This is a genomic window from Sporocytophaga sp. (assembly GCF_017745095.1).
Taxonomy (GTDB): domain Bacteria; phylum Bacteroidota; class Bacteroidia; order Cytophagales; family Cytophagaceae; genus Sporocytophaga.
The window spans coordinates 85,967-107,556 of sequence record NZ_JAGHZZ010000004.1; the positions used below are offsets into that span (position 1 = coordinate 85,967).

At 37.1% G+C, this 21,590-nt stretch carries 16 protein-coding genes; 10 read left to right on the forward strand and 6 right to left on the reverse strand.

The genetic code is table 11. From position 1 onward, the window contains the following. Positions 1-19: 19 nt before the first annotated feature. The 3 genes from J7604_RS07370 to ribD are packed head-to-tail and all read right to left on the reverse strand — an operon-like array spanning position 20 to position 5,884. Positions 20-907, reverse strand: a complete 888-nt coding sequence (locus J7604_RS07370; RefSeq protein ID WP_293893418.1) for a hypothetical protein — start codon at positions 905-907, stop codon at positions 20-22. Beyond that, positions 900-4,868 carry an ATP-binding protein gene (locus J7604_RS07375; RefSeq protein ID WP_293893421.1) on the reverse strand — a complete coding sequence of 1,323 codons (3,969 nt, stop codon included), beginning with the start codon at positions 4,866-4,868 and terminating at the stop codon, positions 900-902. The genes J7604_RS07370 and J7604_RS07375 overlap by 8 nt, the downstream gene beginning before the upstream one ends. A gap of 11 nt (positions 4,869-4,879) precedes the next feature. Continuing rightward, complete coding sequence (gene ribD, locus J7604_RS07380; protein WP_293893424.1) at positions 4,880-5,884, reverse strand: bifunctional diaminohydroxyphosphoribosylaminopyrimidine deaminase/5-amino-6-(5-phosphoribosylamino)uracil reductase RibD; 1,005 nt, start codon at positions 5,882-5,884, stop codon at positions 4,880-4,882. 320 nt (positions 5,885-6,204) lie between these two features. Between ribD and J7604_RS07385 the strand changes: the two genes are divergently transcribed. The 4 genes from J7604_RS07385 to J7604_RS07400 all read left to right on the forward strand — a co-directional run bounded on the left by J7604_RS07385 (position 6,205) and on the right by J7604_RS07400 (position 11,720). Continuing rightward, positions 6,205-7,335: an SPFH domain-containing protein gene (locus tag J7604_RS07385; RefSeq protein ID WP_293893427.1), complete on the forward strand. Its 1,131-nt coding sequence runs from the start codon at positions 6,205-6,207 to the stop codon at positions 7,333-7,335. An 82-nt stretch (positions 7,336-7,417) separates the two neighbouring features. Next, positions 7,418-8,581 (forward strand): hypothetical protein, encoded by a 1,164-nt coding sequence (locus tag J7604_RS07390; RefSeq protein ID WP_293893430.1) that lies wholly within the window; start codon positions 7,418-7,420, stop codon positions 8,579-8,581. Between the two features lie 270 nt (positions 8,582-8,851). After that, positions 8,852-10,495: an ABC-F family ATP-binding cassette domain-containing protein gene (locus J7604_RS07395; RefSeq protein ID WP_293893433.1), complete on the forward strand. Its 1,644-nt coding sequence runs from the start codon at positions 8,852-8,854 to the stop codon at positions 10,493-10,495. 199 nt (positions 10,496-10,694) lie between these two features. Continuing rightward, the gene (locus tag J7604_RS07400) at positions 10,695-11,720 is read left to right on the forward strand and encodes a phenylalanine--tRNA ligase subunit alpha (RefSeq protein WP_293893436.1); all 1,026 of its coding nucleotides are present in this window, start codon (positions 10,695-10,697) and stop codon (positions 11,718-11,720) included. A gap of 541 nt (positions 11,721-12,261) precedes the next feature. Here the strand turns inward: J7604_RS07400 and J7604_RS07405 are convergent. Then, positions 12,262-12,591, reverse strand: a complete 330-nt coding sequence (locus J7604_RS07405; protein ID WP_293893439.1) for a multidrug efflux SMR transporter — start codon at positions 12,589-12,591, stop codon at positions 12,262-12,264. Positions 12,592-13,123: 532 nt separating this feature from the next. On the opposite strand from J7604_RS07405, the gene J7604_RS07410 reads away from it, so the two are divergent. Beyond that, entirely contained in the window at positions 13,124-13,594 is a 471-nt protein-coding gene (locus J7604_RS07410) for a hypothetical protein (protein WP_293893442.1), read from the forward strand. Between the two features lie 83 nt (positions 13,595-13,677). Here the strand turns inward: J7604_RS07410 and J7604_RS07415 are convergent, their stop codons facing one another. Both J7604_RS07415 and J7604_RS07420 read right to left on the reverse strand, forming a co-directional pair. Further along, a complete protein-coding gene (locus tag J7604_RS07415) occupies positions 13,678-14,412 on the reverse strand; it encodes a ZIP family metal transporter (protein ID WP_293893445.1) in 735 nt (244 codons plus the stop codon). A gap of 9 nt (positions 14,413-14,421) precedes the next feature. Next, positions 14,422-15,162, reverse strand: coding sequence for a bifunctional 2-polyprenyl-6-hydroxyphenol methylase/3-demethylubiquinol 3-O-methyltransferase UbiG (locus tag J7604_RS07420; protein ID WP_293893448.1), 741 nt, complete (start codon positions 15,160-15,162; stop codon positions 14,422-14,424). A 240-nt stretch (positions 15,163-15,402) separates the two neighbouring features. Here J7604_RS07420 and ruvB point away from each other — a divergent pair, with 240 nt between their 5' ends. The 5 genes from ruvB to J7604_RS07445 all read left to right on the forward strand — a co-directional run bounded on the left by ruvB (position 15,403) and on the right by J7604_RS07445 (position 21,544). Continuing rightward, on the forward strand, positions 15,403-16,440 hold the full coding sequence (gene ruvB, locus J7604_RS07425; RefSeq protein WP_293893450.1) for a Holliday junction branch migration DNA helicase RuvB: 1,038 nt from the start codon (positions 15,403-15,405) through the stop codon (positions 16,438-16,440). A 5-nt stretch (positions 16,441-16,445) separates the two neighbouring features. After that, positions 16,446-17,360 (forward strand): tRNA epoxyqueuosine(34) reductase QueG, encoded by a 915-nt coding sequence (gene queG, locus J7604_RS07430; protein ID WP_293893453.1) that lies wholly within the window; start codon positions 16,446-16,448, stop codon positions 17,358-17,360. A 430-nt stretch (positions 17,361-17,790) separates the two neighbouring features. Further along, positions 17,791-19,173, forward strand: coding sequence for a BatD family protein (locus J7604_RS07435; RefSeq protein ID WP_293893456.1), 1,383 nt, complete (start codon positions 17,791-17,793; stop codon positions 19,171-19,173). After that, positions 19,170-20,246 (forward strand): chorismate synthase, encoded by a 1,077-nt coding sequence (gene aroC / locus J7604_RS07440; RefSeq protein ID WP_293893459.1) that lies wholly within the window; start codon positions 19,170-19,172, stop codon positions 20,244-20,246. Before J7604_RS07435 ends, aroC begins: the two co-directional genes overlap by 4 nt. Next, positions 20,246-21,544 carry a dicarboxylate/amino acid:cation symporter gene (locus J7604_RS07445; RefSeq protein ID WP_293893462.1) on the forward strand — a complete coding sequence of 433 codons (1,299 nt, stop codon included), beginning with the start codon at positions 20,246-20,248 and terminating at the stop codon, positions 21,542-21,544. Before aroC ends, J7604_RS07445 begins: the two co-directional genes overlap by 1 nt. Positions 21,545-21,590 lie beyond the last annotated feature (46 nt).

Here is a 21,590-nt window from a genome sequence, read left to right on the forward strand (position 1 = left end):
TTCCTTCATTAACCCTTTTTTATTTCTTTTGACTTCCTGTCTTTGACTTCCCTGTATCCTTAGGTTTATTTGTCCCTGCCTCAAAAATATCTCCCTGCTCATTAGAAATGATCAGTTTATTGCCGTCTAAATATTCTAACCCTTCTGACTGAATACCGATTGCAAATGGAGTGCAGTATAAGGGAGTAAGACTTAGCTGATCCTTTTGATTATCTGATTTGAAGATATAAATTCTTCCATAGGATAATAATGCAAGCTGATTGTTGTCTTTGTTAATCGCAGCGCTTGTAATCATTCCTTCGAGCGGTATTTCAGCGATTTTCTTTGCAATCTGTTCTCCTGGCTTGTCCGGAATAATATAAACCTTTACTGGATTGGTACTTCTGTTTTTGGAGAATAAATAAAAGTTGTTTTTATACCAAATGAAAGCCTCACAGTCAAAGTCCTTTTCGCTTTTTAGAGGAGGGAAGCTTTCCTGATCTTCATAAGCAAAAAAGACGATATCTGTGGATTTTGAAACCGGATTGTATTTGTATATTCTTAAATTCTTACGCTTATTGTTATTGTTACCGAAATCTCCTATACAAAGATTACCTGCTCCATCCCGTGTCAGATCTTCCCAGTCTATATTATTGGCATCAGGGATTACTATAGAATCTTTAAGTGTACCCTTTTTATCTATTTCATATACTATAGGTCTTCCTCCTGAATCATTGTTGGTATAAAATAAGTCTTTAGCAGATCCATAGGTTAGGCTGGAGCTTTCATTTACCTGTGGAGGCATAGTACCTGTTTGTTTGAAGGTGTAAACAACTTCCTGAAATCCAAAACCTGTGCAGTCTTTTTCCACCGGACTAAGCAAGCTAGTCACCGTTGCCAGAGAAGCAATAATACTTATTTTAAGCATGTTTGATGTACGTTACTATTTTTTCTTTGAATTGATTTCTGTCAGACCAATACTGACGACTGTTAAGCTTAATGTAACTCCAGTTTTTATTTTTCAAGGTCATTGGCAGATAGGCATGAAAATCTTTTATGGAAACAGATTGAAAATATATATTATCGTCTGTTAATACCAATGAACGATATTGATTGTTTTCAGCAATTGAAAGATCAGAGAATGTAAATTCATTTGTGATTGTCTTACCCTTAAGATCATTCTCTGTCAGGTTCTTGACTATGGCAGAAAGATGCGCGTCTGAAGTCTTATTAAGTATTGAAATATTCTGTTTTGCTTTACTTTCCGAGATGGTATGGGCATATTGCAGGTATGCTTTCAATAACTTCGGTCCTTCATGTTTTGCACTGCTTACATCCATTTCTGAAGGAAGTATACTTGAAACAATGTATATCTTCTCCTTTGCCCTGGTAATAGCTACATTTAGTCTGTTAGAGCCACCATCCAGATTCAATGCTCCAAACTGCATAGCCAACTTTCCCTTCTGATCCTTGGCATAACCAATTGAAAAGATAATTATATCCCTTTCATCTCCCTGCACATTTTCTATGTTCTTAACAAAGAAATCATCAGGCAATGTCATTGCACCAGAAGCTGTTTGCTCATCAAACAAGTCCTGAATTAAAGAGGCTTGTGTGTAATTGAACGTAACGATACCGATGCTTTTCTTTTCTTTAAGCAACTTTTGGACAAGCATTACAATATGAGATGCTTCTTCGTAATTAGCACGTTTCTCCCACATTCCATCAAGCTTAATGAATTTTATTGCAGTATCATTATTATTAAGATCATTTTTATCGGGAATCATTTTTAGCCTTCCCTTATAAAAATGATTGTTGGAGAATTCAATCAATGCATTGTTTCTACTTCTATAGTGTCCTTGGAGATATACCTGTATCAGATAGTTCTGGCCAAGGTGCAAGAGAGATTCTGCTTCTGTATCAGGATGGTCTTCCGTTTCATCATCAAAGCGGACCTGATAAAGATCTGCAGGTTTAAGTTGCTTTTCATCTCCTGCAATTACAATCTGTTTACCTCTGTACATAGCAGGCAGACCACGCTCAGCAAAGCATTGAGAAGCTTCATCGAAGATGACTACATCAAACAGCGGGTCAAGTGGAAATATGCTTGAGACTGATTCAGGAGAGGCCATCCAGCATGGGATCAACTCAAACAGCTCTTCATGGAATTCCTGGATCAGTTTTCGTAATGGCCAAATTTTCTTCTTCTTGCTAACCTGGTGTTTAAGTTCTCTATAAGTTACCCTGTTGCTTAGCCTGTTGTACTGAACCGCATTGTAGGTTCTTTCTTTGGCTCTTAAAAGCAATATGTCCTTGCTGATTTTTAACTTGGCCTCAATGGAGCTTATAAGTTCTACTTCTAATTGTTCCAGCTTAAAAGTACCAGCAGTCCTTAATACCGGATATTTATTTTCTATATGATCAATCCATTGCAGATAGAGGCTATTCTTAAATAAATCAAGAGCTTTATCTGCATTCTCAGGTTCTTGCAACAAAAGCTTTTGGAGGACAGACCTTTCATGAGAAGCAAGAGTGCTTTCAAGCTCATCCATTTCTTTAAGATAATCAAAGTCCTTCCTTAAGCTTGATTGCAAGGCCTCAGCAAAAGCCTGGTCTCGTATAATTTTTTCTGTTTGAGCCAATGTCAGGTAATTCAGCCATAACTTCCGTTCTTCCTGATATGCATTGGCTAAAGCTATCAGTTTTTCCCAATTATTGATAAAGTCGCCATGAGAGTAATTTACAGAGATGTATTTTTTTAATTCTGATTTATTATGGATTTCCTTGGCCTCGATAGCTTGGTGCAAATTGTTGAACCAATTTTTAAAAGCTGTAATGTTGATAGATTCGGGCATATTTGCAAGCCATGAACATTCTTTAAGCTCGCTGGTGATTTTTTTAAATAGGATTCTATCATCTATTCTTTTGGATAGTTCTTCCAATCCAATACTATCAAGCTTTAATCTGTTGCTTGTAAGAATTCTTACAACCTCTGTTTTGTCTTTAGAAAAGACAGACCAGATTATTTTTGTAAAGAAGTTCTTTTGTGCCTTTCTGGCTTTGTCTATCACTGGAAGAATAGAATGAAGCCTTTGATCAGGAATACTTGTTTCTATTTCACCTTGAGATAAACAATTTTCAATCTCCTGTTCTTTTTGTCTCAGCCAGCTTTTATCCGGTTTTTTGTTTTGAAGAAAAATAAAAGACTCAAAAATGTCATCGTTTTTTAATAATTCAAGGAGTATGGCAATATCCTTCTGATTATCTGAAACTACATTTATATCGGAAGGTGTTAACGACTGTCCTGTCAGTGTTAAAGCTTCTTTAAGCAAGTCTGTGACATAGACAGGAATATTATCAATAAGTTTTTTTATCTCCCTCTGATCTGCATTTGATAAATTGGCAAAGGATATTCGATCCTTCCAAGCATAATCGTTCTGCCTGAAAGAATTGTACTGATAATAAAATTTTAATGTTGTAGCAAATGGAGAAAGGGACTGCTGTGAAAAGTATTTGTATTCATCCTTTAAATCTATGATCTCTTTTTCTGGATCACTTGTGAGGTACAGCTGCTTAGCAGAAATACCAAACTCCTTTTCATCAAACAGAGCTTGTTTATAGTTCTCCAGTTCTTCGGTAAGCTGATCTATCCTTCTGCTAATTTGCAGAAAGCTGCGTTCAAGTGACATTGCATCAAGACTGCTGTTTTCTGTTTTATATTCATCAAGCCTGTCTATCTGAGATTCTATCTTAGAATAAATCTCTTTCCTGTCATTTTTGAAATCATGAACAAGGCAGAGGAAGGCATCAGCCCCTGTTTGACGGAGCCTTTCATATACTACATCAAGAGCTGCACGCTTCTGAGAGACGAGCAATACTCTTTTTCGCCTTGCTATAAAGTCGCAGATGAGGTTACAGATAAATTGTGACTTGCCTGTTCCCGGAGGTCCTTGCACTACAACAGATCTGCCAGACTTTACAGCCTTGATAGCATTCTCCTGTGAACCATCAAGAGGAAAAGGAGTGAAGGTTTGTTCTTCTTTTATTTTAGCGCTGGTGGAAACTGGAATCTCATCTAATGCATTGGTTCTTGTATCAAAGAATGTGCTGACATCTTTAAATTCATCTCTTTCTATGATGCATTCGTAGTCAGGAACAAGGTAAGATCCTGCTTGAGGGAACATCCCTAAGACCGCTTCAGGAAATAGCTTTAACTCACCGTTGAAATGATTTTCTTCAAAATCTTCTCTGGTGTATTCTTTGAATGAAGAAAGTTTCTCAGCCATTAGATCCTGATTGAAGTTTAAAGAGAGCGGACTATCTTTAATCAACTCATATAAAGCCGTTCTAAAGGCTAGCGGATCTTTGCTGAAATCATCAAAATCTTCTTCAATCAACTCATCACTAAGTGCTATTTTATTGAAGTGGATGTATGCAAGCAGAAGACTTTTATTAAAGGATATGTTTAGATCTTTTCTGAATTCAAGTTTCCAGGTAAATCCATTATGAAAGGTGTTAACAGGAAAAAAAAGCAATGGACATCTGATCAATGTGCCATCCAGTAGTTTGCCTTTTACAAAAGGATAACCAATGTACAGATCTTTCGCACCACGCTCTTCAAATACAAGGGCATCCTGTCTCTGTATCTTTTTAAGTCTGGAGCTGGCCTCGTTTATTTTTTCATTGCGGCTGTCTGCTATTTCACAAAGATTTATTTCTGTCTTACCTGCGATAAGTTGGCTTATAATATCAAAGGAAGGTTTTTGATATGCAAAATCAAGATCATGCAAATCCAGGTCAGATGCTGTAAGTCTGAGCATCAGCAACGACTTATTCTGACCAGTAAGGTTCGTTAACTTTTTAAGATATGATTTTAAAACTTGCTGCATACTTCAGGCGGTTATTTTTTGTAATAAACCCAAAGTTCATCTTCTTCGACCTCGATTACTTCTTCGGGTTTGCCTCTCATACCTGGAGCAGGTATACCATTCTTAAACGTATGCGGAGCTTTAAATATTCTCACTTCATCATAAAGTCCTTCCGAAAGGAACAGGTTTAAAAGAACAGACCCGCCTTCAATAATAACTGATTGTACTTTGTGCTTGTATAGATCATCAAGCAGAGCTTGTATGAAATTTTCTTCAGGAAGTTTTACATAGATGATATTATTACTTTCTTCATCCTTTAAAAGGTTATAGCAGAGAGTTTTCTGGGAGCCATCAAATAAATTAAGAGTGGCAGGCAGCTCCAGGTTACGGTCAATAAAAACTCTTATGGGATTTTTGCCCGGCCAATCACGAGTGTTCAATTGAGGATTGTCATATAAGGCTGTATTTTTCCCAACTGCAATGGCATCTTCTTCTGTTCTCCATTTGTGTACAAGTTTTCTTGAAACCTTTCCACTGATCCATTTGGAGGAATAATCGCTACGTGCCACGAAACCATCGGAAGTTTCCGCCCATTTCAGGATTACATAAGGTCTCTTTTTCTGAATAAATGTAAAAAAACGAGCATTGAGTCTATCTCCGTATTCGCTTAAAATTCCCGTAATCACTTTCAAACCATAATCCTTCAGCAATTGAATTCCCTTGCCGGCAACTAACGGATTTGGATCTGTATTAGCAATAATGACTTTTCTAAAAGGGTATTTTATCAGCAACTCTGCACAAGGAGGGGTTTTCCCATAATGTGCACAAGGCTCGAGGGTTACATAAATGTCAGCTCCGTCTAACAAATTTTTATCAGCAACTGAAGCAATGGCATTCACTTCAGCATGAGGTCCTCCATAAGCCATATGCCAGCCTTCTCCGATCACAATTCCATCTTTTACAATAACACATCCAACCATCGGATTAGGGCTAACCTTTCCTCGACCATTTGCTGCAAGGTCAAAAGCACGTCGCATAAAAATCTCTTCCATTTTCTAATTCAGGCTATCCATTTTACAAGTTAAACTATGATTCTGAGAATGGCAATTTTCATAGCAGTTCCGCAGATTCAGGATGAATAAATAGAAAGAATCGAATTTACTTCAGATTTAGCTGTAACAGAAGAGAATATAACTAGAAGTTTATTGGATGAAATTTGATAAATTCAGTATATTAGGAATAATATTTGTAAACAAGCTATGAGATTTTTGGAGATTATTTACGTACTAAATACAAACTAATTCAGGAGTCTTATTTAAAAGTCTAAATTTCACATTTTTCTATCCGACAAAATTTAATGGGATTATTTGACAAATTAAAAGGAGAGTTTATCGATGTCGTTGAGTGGCTTGATAATACTCAGGATACTATGGTTTACCGCTTTGAGCGGTATAACAACGAGCTTAAACATGGAGCACAGCTTACTGTAAGGCCAGGTCAGGTAGCAGTTTTGGTAAATGAGGGGAATCTTGTGGCTGACCTCTTTAACCCAGGAAGGCATGAACTGACTACCAGTAATATGCCTATCATGACAACGCTAAATAGTTGGAAGTATGGTTTTAGTAGCCCTTTCAAAGCAGAAGTATATTTCTTCAATATGAAGGAATTTGTCGATATGAAATGGGGAGTTAAAGAACCTGTGTATTACACTGATCCTCGCTTTGGTATTGATATAGAGGCAAGAGCATTTGGTACATATACATTTAAGTTCAAAGATCCGAAACTGTTTCTTGAAAGATTTTCTGCAACAAATGGTGTTTATACAACTGACTATATTACCGGACAGTTAAGAAGTATTCTGGTAATGGAGTTTACAGACAAGCTGAATGAGTCGGGTATCCCAGCAAATAAACTGGCTGGAAATCTCAAAGAGTTGTCCGATATTCTACATCCAATGATCAATGCAAGTATTGAGGCAAAATATGGTCTTACACTTCCTACATTCCTGGTTGAAAGCATTTCTTTGACGGAAGAAGATAAGCGAAGACTAAAGATGATAAGTGAGAAAATGGCATTGGGAGACAGCAGTACTTTTGTGCAGCAGGATCTGTTGGATTCAATGAAAATATCTGCAAAGCAGGGTGGGGGAAATCCTGGTGTAGATATGCTTGGAATGATGATGGGAATGAACATGATGAATCAGAATAACATGATGAACATTAATAATAATCCTCAGCAGTCGAACAAAGGCAATATGCCTCCTCCTTTGCCCATAGCAGCCTATTTTGTTGCAGTGAACGGTCAACAGACAGGACCTTTTGATGTTAATCAATTATCTCAGTTTGCTGCTCAAGGACAGTTTACTTCAAAGTCTATGGTCTGGAAGAGCGGCATGCCAGCCTGGGCATTGGCAGAACAAATTCCGGAATTATCAGCAATCTTTAATAATACGCCACCCCCGATTCCACCTCCAATTCCTCAATCATAATTATTACTTCTGGTCCTGAAATTTTTATGGACCAGAAGTATCTCTTTTATTTTTTTACATGTTAAAGTTGATCTTTTGATAAATGGAGCAAAATCCAATTATAAGTGATCTGGGGAATACCACCGGATGCAAGAGTTGCGGAGCCATATTAAAGTATGCTCCTGGTACAAATTCACTTCAATGTGAGTATTGTGGTACAGTAAATGAAATTGTTACATCCAATGATGCAGAAGAAGTCGCAGAACTGGATTTTAATGCTCATACTGATCTTGATCAGGATAATGATGAAGAAAATCACGAGGTTTCAAACGTAAAGTGCACAGGCTGCGGAGCTGAATCAACACTTAAGCCTAACGTTACTGCAGATGAATGCGCCTTTTGCGGTACTGCCCTCGTTCTGAAAAACGCTCATATCAAAACTGTCATTAAACCAAAATCCGTATTGCCTTTTAAAATCGATAAGAAAGAAGCTTATACATCATTTGGCAAATGGCTGGGATCTTTATGGTTTGCACCAAATGATCTGAAAAAATATGCAGTATCTGAAAAACTGAATGGAATTTATCTGCCTTACTGGACATTTGATACCAATACTCAGACTGACTATACTGGGGAACAAGGGATAGATAGGCATGAAACAGAATATTATACTACAGTTGAAAACGGGCAGACAGTAACAAAAACCAGAACCCGCATAGTGACCGACTGGTATTATGCTGCAGGAAGCGTTGGAAATTCTTTCGACGATGTGCTTGTAAATGCATCACATTCTCTTCCCAGAGATTATGTGGATGTTCTCGAACCATGGGACCTTGACGGACTTGTTCCATTCAATGAAAATTATCTTGCAGGCTTTAAAAGCGAAAGTTATCAGGTAGGTTTAAAGGATAGTTTTGAAATAGCCAAAAATAAGATCAAAGGAACGATAGATGAGACAATTCGAAATGATATTGGAGGAGATCATCAGCGAATCCACTCTTCTGATACGGCTTACAGCAATACGACTTTTAAGCATACACTTTTACCTCTATGGATCAGTTCATTTAGATACAGAGGAAAATCCTTCAGGTTTTTGATCAATGCCCGAACGGGAGAAACGAAAGGAGACAGACCATATAGCTGGATGAAAATTGCAGGCACTGTGATCTCTGGAATTATTACATTATGCTGTTTTGGGCTTGATATTACAACCGGAATTGTGGCTTTAGCGATCTTTTTGTTATTGCTGTTTAAGGTATTTAAATAAACCTGAATTAAGGTTTATTATTAAACTATTAGAAAATTTATGCGGAATTAATAGAAAATATACTTTGTCAGAAACAGGTAAATTGTGCATTAATTCCGCATTTACTTTTTTTAAAGATCTATTTTTCAGGGTGAAAACTTTTAGATAGCTCTTTCAATTGGGAATAATCTGCTTAAAATCTTCCCTATTAGGCTAATTTCGGAATTTTTCATTCCCGGGTATCGTTGAAAAATACGTATCTTTACACCCTTAATTTTATTTTAAATCTCCATGATTTCAGTTGACGGACTTACTGTAGCTTTTGGCGGCAGAACACTTTTCAGCGATGTTACTTTCAATATCAATGAGAATGACAGAATAGCCCTTATGGGTAAAAATGGTGCCGGTAAATCTACCATGTTAAAAATTATTGCTGGCGTTGATAAACCCACTAAAGGAAAAATTACTGCGCCCAATGGAGCTGTCATTGCTTATCTACCTCAGCACTTGCTATTGGATGATGATAGTACTGTTTTTGAAGAAACTTCAAAGGCATTTGCTTCTATCCTTAATATGAAAAAGGAAATCGATGCATTGAACAAGGAGCTTGAAACAAGAACAGACTACGAATCTGAAGAATATTATAAAATTATTGAACGTGTCTCTGAAGTCAGTGAACAGTATTATTCTATAGAAGAAATCAATTTCGACGCTGAAGTTGAAAAGACTTTGCTCGGATTAGGGTTTGTGAGAGAAAACTTCACAAGACCTACAAGCGAATTCAGCGGTGGATGGCGTATGCGTATCGAGCTTGCAAAAATATTATTGCAAACTCCTGATCTTATTTTGCTCGATGAGCCTACCAACCACTTGGATATAGAATCTATCCAATGGCTGGAGGATTTTCTCGTAAACAGCGCAAAAGCTGTAATTGTAATTTCTCACGATAGAGCTTTCGTTGATAATATTACTAACCGCACCATTGAAGTAACAATGGGGCGAATTTATGATTACAAAACAAACTATTCTCATTACCTGCAATTGCGAGAAGAGCGTCGTCAGCATCAGCAGAAGGCATTTGACGAGCAACAAAGGTTTATTGCAGAAACTACCGAATTCATAGATCGTTTTAAAGGCACATATTCAAAAACGCTTCAAGTGCAGTCTCGAGTCAAAATGCTTGAAAAGCTGGAGCCTATTGAGGTGGATGAAGTTGATACTTCAGCTTTGAATCTTAAATTTCCTCCGGCACCTCGTTCAGGTAACTATCCTGTAATAGCTAGTGAGTTGGGGAAAACTTATGGCGATCATGTTGTTTTCAAAGATGCTTCCTTTACTATTGAAAGAGGTCAGAAGCTTGCCTTTGTTGGGAAAAACGGAGAGGGTAAATCAACCATGATAAAGGCTATCATGGGAGAAATTGATTTTGATGGAAAACTGGAAGTTGGCCATAATGCAATGATAGGTTACTTTGCCCAGAATCAGGCATCTTTACTTGACGAAGAACTGACAGTGTTCCAGACTATCGACAATATTGCTGTTGGTGATATCAGGACTAAAATCAGAGATATTCTAGGCGCTTTCATGTTTGGTGGAGATGCTTCTGCAAAGAAGGTTAAGGTATTGTCAGGAGGAGAAAAGACAAGGCTTGCAATGATTAAATTGCTTTTAGAGCCAGTTAATCTTCTGATCCTCGATGAGCCTACCAACCACCTGGATATGAAAACCAAAGATATCCTTAAAGAAGCGCTATTGGCATTCGATGGCACCATCATACTTGTTTCTCACGACAGAGATTTCCTGAGTGGTTTGGCTACAAAGGTTTTTGAATTCGGAAACAAAAGAGTGAAAGAACATTTCGAAGATATCAACGGGTTCCTGAGAAATAAGAAGATGGAGAACCTGCGAGAGATTGAAAGAAAGCAAAAAGCTTAAAGCTTAAAGTTGAAAGCTTAAAGTTCAAAGTGAGAAAGGAAGTTAATAGCTTTGTACTTTATACTTTCAGCTTTCTTTGTATAGAAAATGCAAATAAGTATAAAATATTAAGTATAAAATATTAAGTATAAAGTTTAAAGTGGGAAAAGCAGGTTATAAACTTTCAGCTTTCAGCTTTTAGCTTTTAACTCAACAAAGTATGTTAGATAAGATAAAAGGCGTTTCGGAAGAAATAGAGCAATTTCAGATAGATACTAAAGATAGTCTTGAGAAATTCAGACTAACGTTTGTAAGTAAAAAAGGTAAGGTTACAGAATTATTTGACCTCCTGAAACAAGTGCCCAATGAAGAAAAGAGAGCAATGGGTGCAGAGCTGAATGTTCTAAAAAATGCGGCACAGGCTAAGCTTATGCACTTTACAGAAGTGTTTGAACAGGCAGCTTCACAAAACGCTTCTTCTGGAAAAGATCTTACTCTGCCTGGAATTCCTGATCAGAATGGAACCCGTCACCCACTTTCTATGGTGCGTGAAGAAATTATCCAGATATTTGAGCGTATGGGTTTCAACCTTTCTGAAGGTCCTGAAATTGAAGATGACTGGCATAACTTTACTGCCCTGAATTTCCCTCTGAACCACCCAGCCAGAGAAATGCAGGATACTTTCTTCATTGAAAAAAATCCTGACATCGCTTTAAGAACACATACTTCTTCTGTGCAAGTGAGGGTAATGGAAAATCAGAAACCTCCAATCAGAACTTTATCTCCGGGAAGGGTATATAGAAACGAAGCCATATCTGCCAGAGCACATTGCGTGTTTCATCAGGTAGAAGGTTTATATATAGATGAAAATGTAAGCTTTGCTGATCTTAAGCAAACACTTTATCACTTTGTGAAAGAGATGTTCGGAAAAGATACTAAACTAAGATTCAGACCTTCATTCTTCCCTTTCACTGAGCCAAGCGCAGAGATTGATATCAGCTGTTTAATCTGCAAGGGTGAAGGCTGCAATATCTGTAAGCATTCAGGCTGGGTAGAAATCGGTGGTTCAGGAATGGTAGACCCCAACGTACTTGAAAACTCAAAGATAGATTCTAAAAAATATTCAGGTTATGCTTTCGGTATGGGTATTGAAAGAATTACCATGCTTAAATACCAGATCAAAGATCTTCGTTTGTTCACTGAGAATGATGTGAGGTTTTTGAAGCAGTTTACCTTTTTAGGTTAATTAGGGAAAACCTCCATTAGAGAAAATAAAAAAGAGGCTGTCTCAGAAAGGCAGCCTCTTTTTTTTCTGTGGAGTCAGGTCGAAAGCCCCGACACTACAGGAATTCCATGTTTTAAGTTTAAAATTCATTTCTTTAGCTAAAATACCAAGTCTATTGCCTTCAATTTTTATTCTATTAGCCTGAAAATTGATTCTAAAAGTGTCAAAATTCAGGCTTCGGCCTTGAATTTTCGAGTGAAAAGAGTCAATATTCGGTGATGGAAACTAAATTTTAGGGCAAAAGGACTGAGATTTCAGTAAGAAAGAGTCAAGTTAAAGGTTAAAAGAGCCAAAATTTGAGCAAAGAGAACCAATATTTGGGTAAAAAGACTCAATTTTTGAGCAAAAAGAGGAAATATTGAGCGAATTTGACTCAAATTTAAATTTCTGATTGAGAAACCTTCATTTAGAGGAATATTAAATGAAATTTTGTTTCAATTAAGAAAAAAAAGAGAGGCTGCATCTTTAGGACAACCTCTCTTTATTTATATGTCTTCATTTTTTATGCTTGTGAAGATGATCCCGATAAGTTGAGTATTAATACTCCAATAAGAATAAGTGCGATGGCTATTACTCTGCTAAGAGAAATACTTTCATTAAAAACGAGCATCCCAACTGCCGTAAGTAATGCAGTGCCAACGCCTGACCACACCGCATAGGCAGTACCAAGCTCAATTTTTTTGATGGACAGGTTAAAGAAATAATAACTAATGATATAGAAAGCTATCATTAAGATAGTAGGTATGATCTTCGAAAAACTGTTCGAAAATCGGATCATCACTGTGCCTACAACTTCTGTCACAATTGCGAGAGAAAGATATATCCAGTTCATAACAATATATATTTAGAGGTGGAAGCCGCCTCAAAACAATTGTCAGATGAGTAAGTGAAAGGAGAAAAGAAGGAGATCAAGTTTCACTTACTCATCAGGCAATAGAATTACCTCGAGACAAGCTCATAATTGATTTTATTATCATTGATTTTAATGTTCGGGAGTTTTGTAAAGGAGGAAAATGCAATTTCCTGGTCCCGTCTTATCGTGGGACTTTAGTGGTCTAATAGCTCTATGAAAAATTTATGGAATTGCATATAGTACTTAAACCGGTTTTTGCTGTGGAGAGTTCCATGTGGGGAATTGACTGATATTTAGAATGAAATATTTTTGGGAGCTCAACTTTTATAGATATTTAACAGACCGTCAGGTATTTGAAAATGAAGCTGAATTGGTTTCAAAATAAAAAAAAAATTTATTTTGGGGGTATTTAATTTATAATCAATTGGTTGTGTTGACTTGGTATCAAAAAAACTTTTGTATCTACTCAATTATTTTTTCGTATTAATCTCCCAAACAAAATATATACCACATGATCCGATTCAGACAACTATATCTTAGCTTAGTTTTATCATTGTTGACACTGGCTTCTGTTCTTGCAAATCCTACTGCAGATAAAGTGAAGGTTAAAAACTTTCTTCTTAAGTCCAACCGCACCATTGGTTTTGCACATATGGTTGTAAAAAAGACCAAAATGTTTAATGGCAAATTGAGCAAATCAGTTTCTCATGAACGACTGGCTAAGAAATACTATAATGAAGGTCAACTAGAGAAATCATTGTATCATTCTGCAAGAGCACGTGTGTTGGCGAATGAAGTAATTGCAGAAAACAAAGCAAAGGCTCCGATGGATGCTTCCTTTACTCCGGAAGAGCAACAAATGACAAGTGCAAAACCATCTGATCAGGAATTGGATGACGAACTTTCAAAAGAAGTGCCTGCTAGTGTAAACGGAAAAGATGAAGATCTGATGAGCGGAAATCTGGATATTGATATTCAGTAAAAAGAGCAACAGTTCGAGCAAGAGCAAGAAATCATATTTTTAACATGTAGTTTAGTTTTCTTGCTCTTGCTCGATTCTCTTGCTTACAAAAGGTATTCTGCAATGATTGCTGATACCGCCCCAAGCACAGAAACAATAAGCCTGTTAGCTTTGAATTTGTGATTAGGACTTGTCTCAAAGAAGATTGTAGTGGAAATATAAAGGAAGTTTCCAGCGATAACTCCAAATAAAAAGATAAACCAATTTACTTCAAAGAATTCATGATCAAAGGCCCAATGACTGAGCAATAATCCCATTGGAGATGCCAGTGCAAAAAGGACTAATAATAAAACTGCGATTACTCTGCTTCTCATAGAAAACACAAGCACAGACATCAATGCAAATGCCTCGGGGATTTTATGCAATATCAATCCATACAACAAGGTTTGTGATTCTCCATGACTATGGCTATGTGAAGGATGAGCAACAAGCGTCCCCTCCAGAAAGGCATGGATGCATATTGAAATTAAAAGGGAATAGGGAATTTGTGAATGTTCATGTTCATGTATGTGAATATGTCCATGTTCTACACCTGAAGAAAAGTATTCAAGTACCATTTGGAAAAAGAATCCTGTAAGAACCGCAATTCCTGCAAAACGTATATCTCCGGATTCCAGAAAAAGTTCCGGAAGTATATGCATCACTGTTATACTGAACAGATAGGCGCCGCTAAAAGACAGTACAACTTTGAATCTTTGAATATTAAGATTTGGAATGAAAAACACAGCTAAGCCTGCCAGCAAAGCCGAACTGAATAAGAGCAGGAGTGATATTACCATTCTTTAATTTTAATTTTCTTTCTCCAGTATAAAGATCATCCGGTCACTTTCTGTCTCAAAAGGCTGAAGTTGATAGTCCCCATATAAATTCAGAATTTTGAGGCCCGCAAATTTAAAATAGTTTTCGAATTCTTCGCGCTTTACCCCCTTTACTCTTTCCTGAAAATGTAATTCGGAAGAACCATCTTGTATTTTTATGTCTTTAATAATCCAGCCAGCATCTACCACTCTGCTGATCTCGAAGTGAATACCATCAATAGTAGTTTCATTTTTTTGCTGAAGATTGCGAATTACTTTTTCTGTATTGAAAAAATCAAGCACCATCCGCCCCTTTTTGCGAAGTGCTGTCGAGGCTGCTTTTATAGCCTGGATATTATCTTTCTCTTCATCAAAATATCCAAAGCTGGTAAATAGATTGAAGATATAGTCAAACTGATTTTCAGCAAATACATTACGCATATCATGTACAAAGAAATGCAATGTTTCATCCTCTGATTTTGATGCGAAAGCTATGTTCTCTTCTGATAAATCTATCCCGGTAACGTTCAGTCCTTTTTTATGCATGTAAAATGCATGTCTTCCTCTTCCACAACCAAGGTCCAAAGCAGTCTGACCTTCAACGAAATTAAATGCTTCCTGCAGATTATCTATAAAATTTTCCGCCTCTTCGAAATCTCTGTGCTTATATAAAATATGGTAGTAAGGAGAGTTAAACCATTCACTAAACCACTCTTTTTTTGCTAGTGTCATAAAATTGAATCTGCAAATTTACATTAAAATTCAGTAGTGAGCCCTAGCTTTTTTATATGGTTGGAAAATAATGACATTTGCTTAATGTCAATGTATTATATATTAGTACAGTTAAAGGTAATTGATAATCAATATATCTCGTTTTGCTAAAAATATTCGCAAAATTCATTTTTTGTCTGATGTTGGTCAGTTAAAATATCGTAAATTAGAAGAAAATTGTGTTAAAGTATTCTATTTGAAATGCGCGAAGATTATTTAAAAGGTGATAACCAGAATTTTAGTTCTGGGGAAAGGGAATTCGAAAAGGCCTTGCGTCCGCTAAGCTTTGAGGATTTTACTGGTCAGGATAAAATTGTTGAAAATCTTCGAATATTTGTTGAAGCTGCAAAGCAAAGAGAAGAGGCATTGGATCACGTGCTTTTACACGGCCCTCCGGGGTTGGGGAAAACCACGCTTTCAAATATTATAGCGAATGAATTAGGTTCCGGAATTAAGATTACCTCCGGACCAGTTCTCGAAAAGCCTGGTGATCTCGCTGGACTTTTAACCAACCTGGAAGCCAATGATGTTCTGTTTATTGATGAAATACATCGCCTCAATCCGGTAGTGGAGGAATATCTTTATTCTGCCATGGAAGATTACAGAATAGATATTATGCTTGATTCAGGGCCGAATGCTCGTACGGTCCAGATTGGGTTAAATCCATTTACACTTATCGGAGCTACAACAAGGGCAGGTCTGCTTACCTCGCCATTAAGAGCCAGGTTTGGTATTAATGCACGTCTGGAGTACTATGATGCAAAATTACTTACAAGCATTGTAGAGCGTTCTGCAGGAATTATAGATACCCCTATAGATGAGGTGGCGGCTTATGAAATTGCCAGAAGAAGTCGCGGAACACCTCGTATATCCAACAATTTATTAAGAAGAACACGTGATTTTGCGCAGATAAAAGGGAAGGGAAGGGTCACTATTGAAATTGCCCGAATGGCCCTTACTGCTCTGAATGTAGATCAGAATGGTCTGGATGAAATGGATAACAGAATATTAATGACCATCATAGAAAAATTTAAGGGTGGTCCTGTTGGTATTTCTACTATTGCCACAGCATGCGGAGAAGAGGCTGAAACTATTGAAGAAGTTTATGAGCCTTTCCTGATTCAGGAGGGATATATTAAAAGAACTTCCAGAGGCCGTGAAGCTACGGAGTTAGCTTATAAGCACTTGAAAATAAAACCAAACAACCGCACAGGAACGCTGTTTGATCTGGATTCGTAAGTTTTATGTTTTCATCAAAATCCAAACATACCCTGCTGATTAAGAATAAGGCAAAAGAACTGGGCTTTGACTACTGTGGCATATCCAGGGCTGATTTTTTAGAAGAGGAAGCTCCAAGGCTTGAAAACTGGCTGATGAATAACAATCACGGAGAAATGAAGTGGATGGAAAACCATTTCGATAAGCGCCTCGATCCTCGTAAACTTGTAGAAGGCTCAAAGTCGGTAATCTCTTTCCTATTGAATTATTTTCCTGAAGAGTCTATTGATCATCAATTAAAGATTTCCAAATACGCTTATGGGAAGGATTACCATACTGTTATTAAGGATAAGCTCAAAGAATTGATGCTTCACTTGAAGCAGGAAATCGGAGATTTTAATGGCAGAGCCTTCGTGGATTCAGCTCCTGTAATGGATAAAGCCTGGGCTGAAAAAGGAGGTTTGGGATGGAGAGGGAAAAACAGTAACCTCATCAATCCAAAAGCCGGAAGTTTCTTCTTTATTGCAGAACTCATTACAGACCTTGATCTGGAATATGATGGCCCAATGAAAGATTATTGCGGTACTTGCACTAAATGCATTGATGCCTGTCCCACGGATGCTATTTCTCAAGCATATGTAGTGGATGGAAGCAAATGTATTTCCTACCTCACAATCGAGTTGAAAAATAATATTCCATCAGATTTTAAAGGGAAAATGGATAACTGGATATTCGGGTGCGATGTCTGTCAGGATGTATGTCCCTGGAATCGGTTCTCCAAAGCACATAATGAACCTCAGTTTTTACCAACCGATGAATTTAAAAACCTTAAAGAATGGACGGAGCTGACGTCAGAGTTATTTGATGAAGTATTTAAAAAAACAGCAATAAAGCGAACAAAATTTGAGGGACTTCAACGGAATATAAAATTTTTAGCCTGATTCCCAATAATTTTGATTATTGAAAATCAGGCTGTAAATAGGTTAAACAAAGCATCTGTTAAGAATTTCGTGCTCCTTAGAAAAATTTTCGTAGCACCACTTTTTCAGATCAATTAACTCTTCTTCAATTAAATCTCTGATACTTTTTTTTAATTCTTTTTCAAAAAGTTGTTGATCAAAACTTACTTTCTCTAGAATTAATTTTACGTATTCAAGCATTTGATTTAAATAGTTTTTGGTTGTTAGGTTTTTAAGGTTATTATTTTGAAACCAAATCTTACATTAGATTTGACTTACTTTACTAACCTTATTAACGCCTTAATGTTGTAAAATGTTTTAAGTTTTTTCACATTTCTCTAATTTTATCCCTTGGAAGGTATTAATTAGGAAATGTATTGGGGAGGAGATTCATCTGAAATGTGTTTTAAAAATGGTTGAAAAATTACTTTTATGTATTTGCTGCAGTTTGGTTTTTCTAACATATAGCCTTTCAGCCCAGGATTTAAAAATTAAATTTTCTGATCGCTCTATCCGGGAGGGAGAAATTTTTACCATTACCCTGACAGTCCCTACCAAAAAAGTAAAAGAAATCAGTCCTTTTCCTGAAATTGAGGATTTTTCTAAAAAGAGAACGACGTTTAATAGGGAAAGAAAAGAAGATATTTTTATCGCAGAACAAGAATATCTTCCTTCTAAGCCCGGTGTTTTTACACTTCCCTCTTTTACAATTTCAGTAAATGGTCAGACCTATCGTTTTAACGGCACTAAAATTACAGTAGCTCCCGGGAAAAAATCTCATGAACAAAAAAATGAGGACAAAGCTGGAAAAAAGGAAGAATTTTCTCCTTCAGAATTGGATGCAATGTTTTTGGTAGAGAGTAGTGAAAAGTCGGTTTTCGCCAATGAAGGCTTTGTGCTTTCTGCCAGTTTTCTGGTAGCAAAAGATAATCCTTCCGAATACAATTTTGTCGATCTGAATAAGCAGGTAACTTCCATCATTCAGGACCTCAAACCTGCTGACTGTTGGATAGAGGAAATTACATCCCCAGGAGAGTTAAAAAAGGATAGTGTTAAATTTCACAATAAAATTTACAACAGATTTCGCTTATACAAGGTGTGTTTGTTTCCTCTGGGAGCTGGAACGATAACCATTCCTTCAACGAATTTTAAGGTTTTAACCTATCAGACTTTAAGGACGAAAAATAGCATTGATCGTAGAGATGAATTTAAAACATTTAAGTCAAATGAAATTGATGTACATGTTTCGCCACTTCCTGATCATCCTTTGCAAGATTCAGTTGCTGTTGGAACGGCTGAATTACAGACTAATATTTGGAAAAAAGTCCTTGAAGTGAATGAGCCGCTGAAAGTATCATTGAAACTTACAGGTATGTTTAATCCTTCAATAGCGGAAATGAATATTAAAGAAACTCCTGATTTTGAGATCTATCCTGAGAAAGAAGAAGTTAAAAAGGAAGAAAAGGGTGGGGGCGTTCAGTTTACTAAAGTTTTTAATTATGAATTTCTTCCTAAAAACCCGGGGAATGTTAAGCTGGCAGATTGTTTCTCTCTCATTTATTTTAATACATTGAGCAAAACTTATGATACACTGACTCCAAAATTTACAATTTATGTAAAAGGAGAAAGAAAAAGTGAGTATATTTCAAGTCACGAAGAAGGGTTTTACCAGCTCATCGACAAGTCAAGCAACAAGCTCAGGCAAGGAGAAAGGGATGATCTTACAAAGATATTAACCAATATCATCATCCTGTTTATGCTGGTAACCACCATTATTTTAATTATCAAACGATGAGTAATAGTTACGGAAAATTATTTAAAATTAGTACATTCGGTGAGTCTCATGGCCGTGCAGTTGGTGTAGTGCTTGATGGATGTCCTGCAGGTCTTGATCTGGACCTTGAATTCATTCAAAATGAATTAGACAGAAGAAAGCCAGGGCAATCCAAAATTACCACGCAAAGAAAAGAAGAAGATAAAATAGAAATCGTTTCCGGAATATTCGAAGGAAAATCTACCGGAACGCCTATCGCTATGCTTGTCTGGAATGCTGATGCAAGAAGTAAGGACTATTCGCATATTGCTGATAGATACAGACCTTCTCATGCTGATTTTACTTATCAGGAAAAGTATGGAGTGCGTGATTACAGAGGAGGAGGAAGAAGTTCAGCAAGAGAAACCCTTGCAAGAGTTGCTGCTGGTGCAATAGCAAAATTGTTTCTAGCAAAGTATGGCATTAAAATCAATGCCTATGTATCTCAGGTTGGCAGTCTTGCACTTCAAAAAAGTTATAAAGAACTTAATCTTGAGGAAACTGAAAATAATATAGTTCGTTGCCCAGACCCTGCAATGGCAGAGGAGATGATTAGTCTCATCGATAACGTCCGAAAAGACTGTGATACAATAGGTGGTGTCGTGTCATGCGTTGTGCAAGGGACCCCTGTGGGGCTTGGTGAACCGGTTTTTGATAAGTTACATGCAGAGCTTGGAAAAGCTATGCTTGGAATCAACGCTGTAAAAGGGTTTGAATATGGTAGTGGCTTTGAAGGTGTAAAAATGCTGGGTTCACAGCATAACGATGCGTTCTATTTGGAAGGAGACAGAGTAAGAACAAAGACCAACCATTCAGGTGGTATTCAAGGTGGAATTTCTAACGGAGAGGATATTTATTTCAGGGTAGCATTTAAACCAGTTGCTACATTAATGAAGGATCAGGAGAGTATTAATCAGGAAGGAGAGCCTGTTACTGTTTCTGGTAAAGGACGGCATGATCCATGTGTAGTGCCAAGGGCTGTGCCTATTGTAGAAGCGATGGCAGCATTAGTTCTTGCAGATTTACTTTTAAGAAATAAAGTTATAAAACTATAATGGAAGAAAAGAAGAAGAAAAGCTTTCCTCTTTATCTTCAGATCCTTCTGGGAATGATTGCTGGAATCCTTTGGGGATTTTATGCACCTAAGTTTCCCGAAGGAACAAAGTTTACAGTAGATTATATAAAGCCATTCGGAACTATTTTCCTTAGGCTTCTACAAATGGTTGCAATTCCTTTAATTCTCACATCTTTGATTTCTGGAATTGCAAACTTAAAAGATTTTGCTAAAGTCGGAAGGATCGGAGGAAAAACGATCCTTTTGTTTTTTTGTACAGCAATTTGTGCTACGTTTCTTGGAGTTACACTTGCCAGTTTTATCAAACCTGGAAAAGTAATTTCCGAAGAAACCAGAAATCAGATGATTTCTAAATATCAGGATGCTACTGCGAAAAGTATTTCTGCATATGCGCAAGTTGAGGAAAGCCCTCTTACTCCTTTAGTGGAAATGGTTCCTTCTAACTTCTTTGGGGCTGCATCAGACAATACACGCATGCTTCAGGTGGTATTTTTCGGATTACTTTTTGGAATAGCACTTACCCGAATATCCTCTGAAAAAGCAGCTACTGTAGTTGGTTTTCTTGAAGCTGTCAATGAAGCTCTCCTTAAAATGGTTATGATGATCATGGCTGCAGCACCTGTAGGCGTATTTGCATTAATGGCTTCTGTGCTTGTAGAACTGGCAGGAAATGGGAGTCAGATGGTCCAGCTTTTGTATTCTCTTCTCTGGTATGCCATCTCTGTATTGATAGGATTGACTGTTATTCTATTGATACTTTATCCTGCCATATTTACCTTTTTTTCCAATATAAAATATGGTCAGTTTTTCAAAGGAATGAGGCCGGCATTTTTGCTTGCGTTTACTTCAAGTTCAAGCAATGCTACACTTCCGGTCACAATGGAAAGGGTAGAACATCATCTGAAAGTGCCGGCAGAGATTACAGGTTTTGTTTTGCCATTCGGTACGACTGTGAATATGGATGGTACAGCTCTTTATCAAAGTATTGCTGCGGTATTTATAGCTCAGGCATTTGGTCTGGAGCTTACTTTTTTTCAGCAAATCACTATAGTTTTTACGGCTACATTGGCAGCTGTCGGTGCTGCAGGAATTCCTGGTGCGGGTATGATTACTTTGATTGCAGTTCTGAAGAGTACCGATATACCTGTAGAAGGTATTGCTTTGATTCTTGCCCCGGATAGAATCCTGGATATGTGTCGCACAGTTGTAAATGTAGCAGGAGATGCCATGGCTGCAGTGGTTGTTGCCGGATCCGAAAAATCAGGGGGAAATTCTTAATATAATTTCGTAAATTTGATTCGTTGTAACAAACATTTTATGCCAT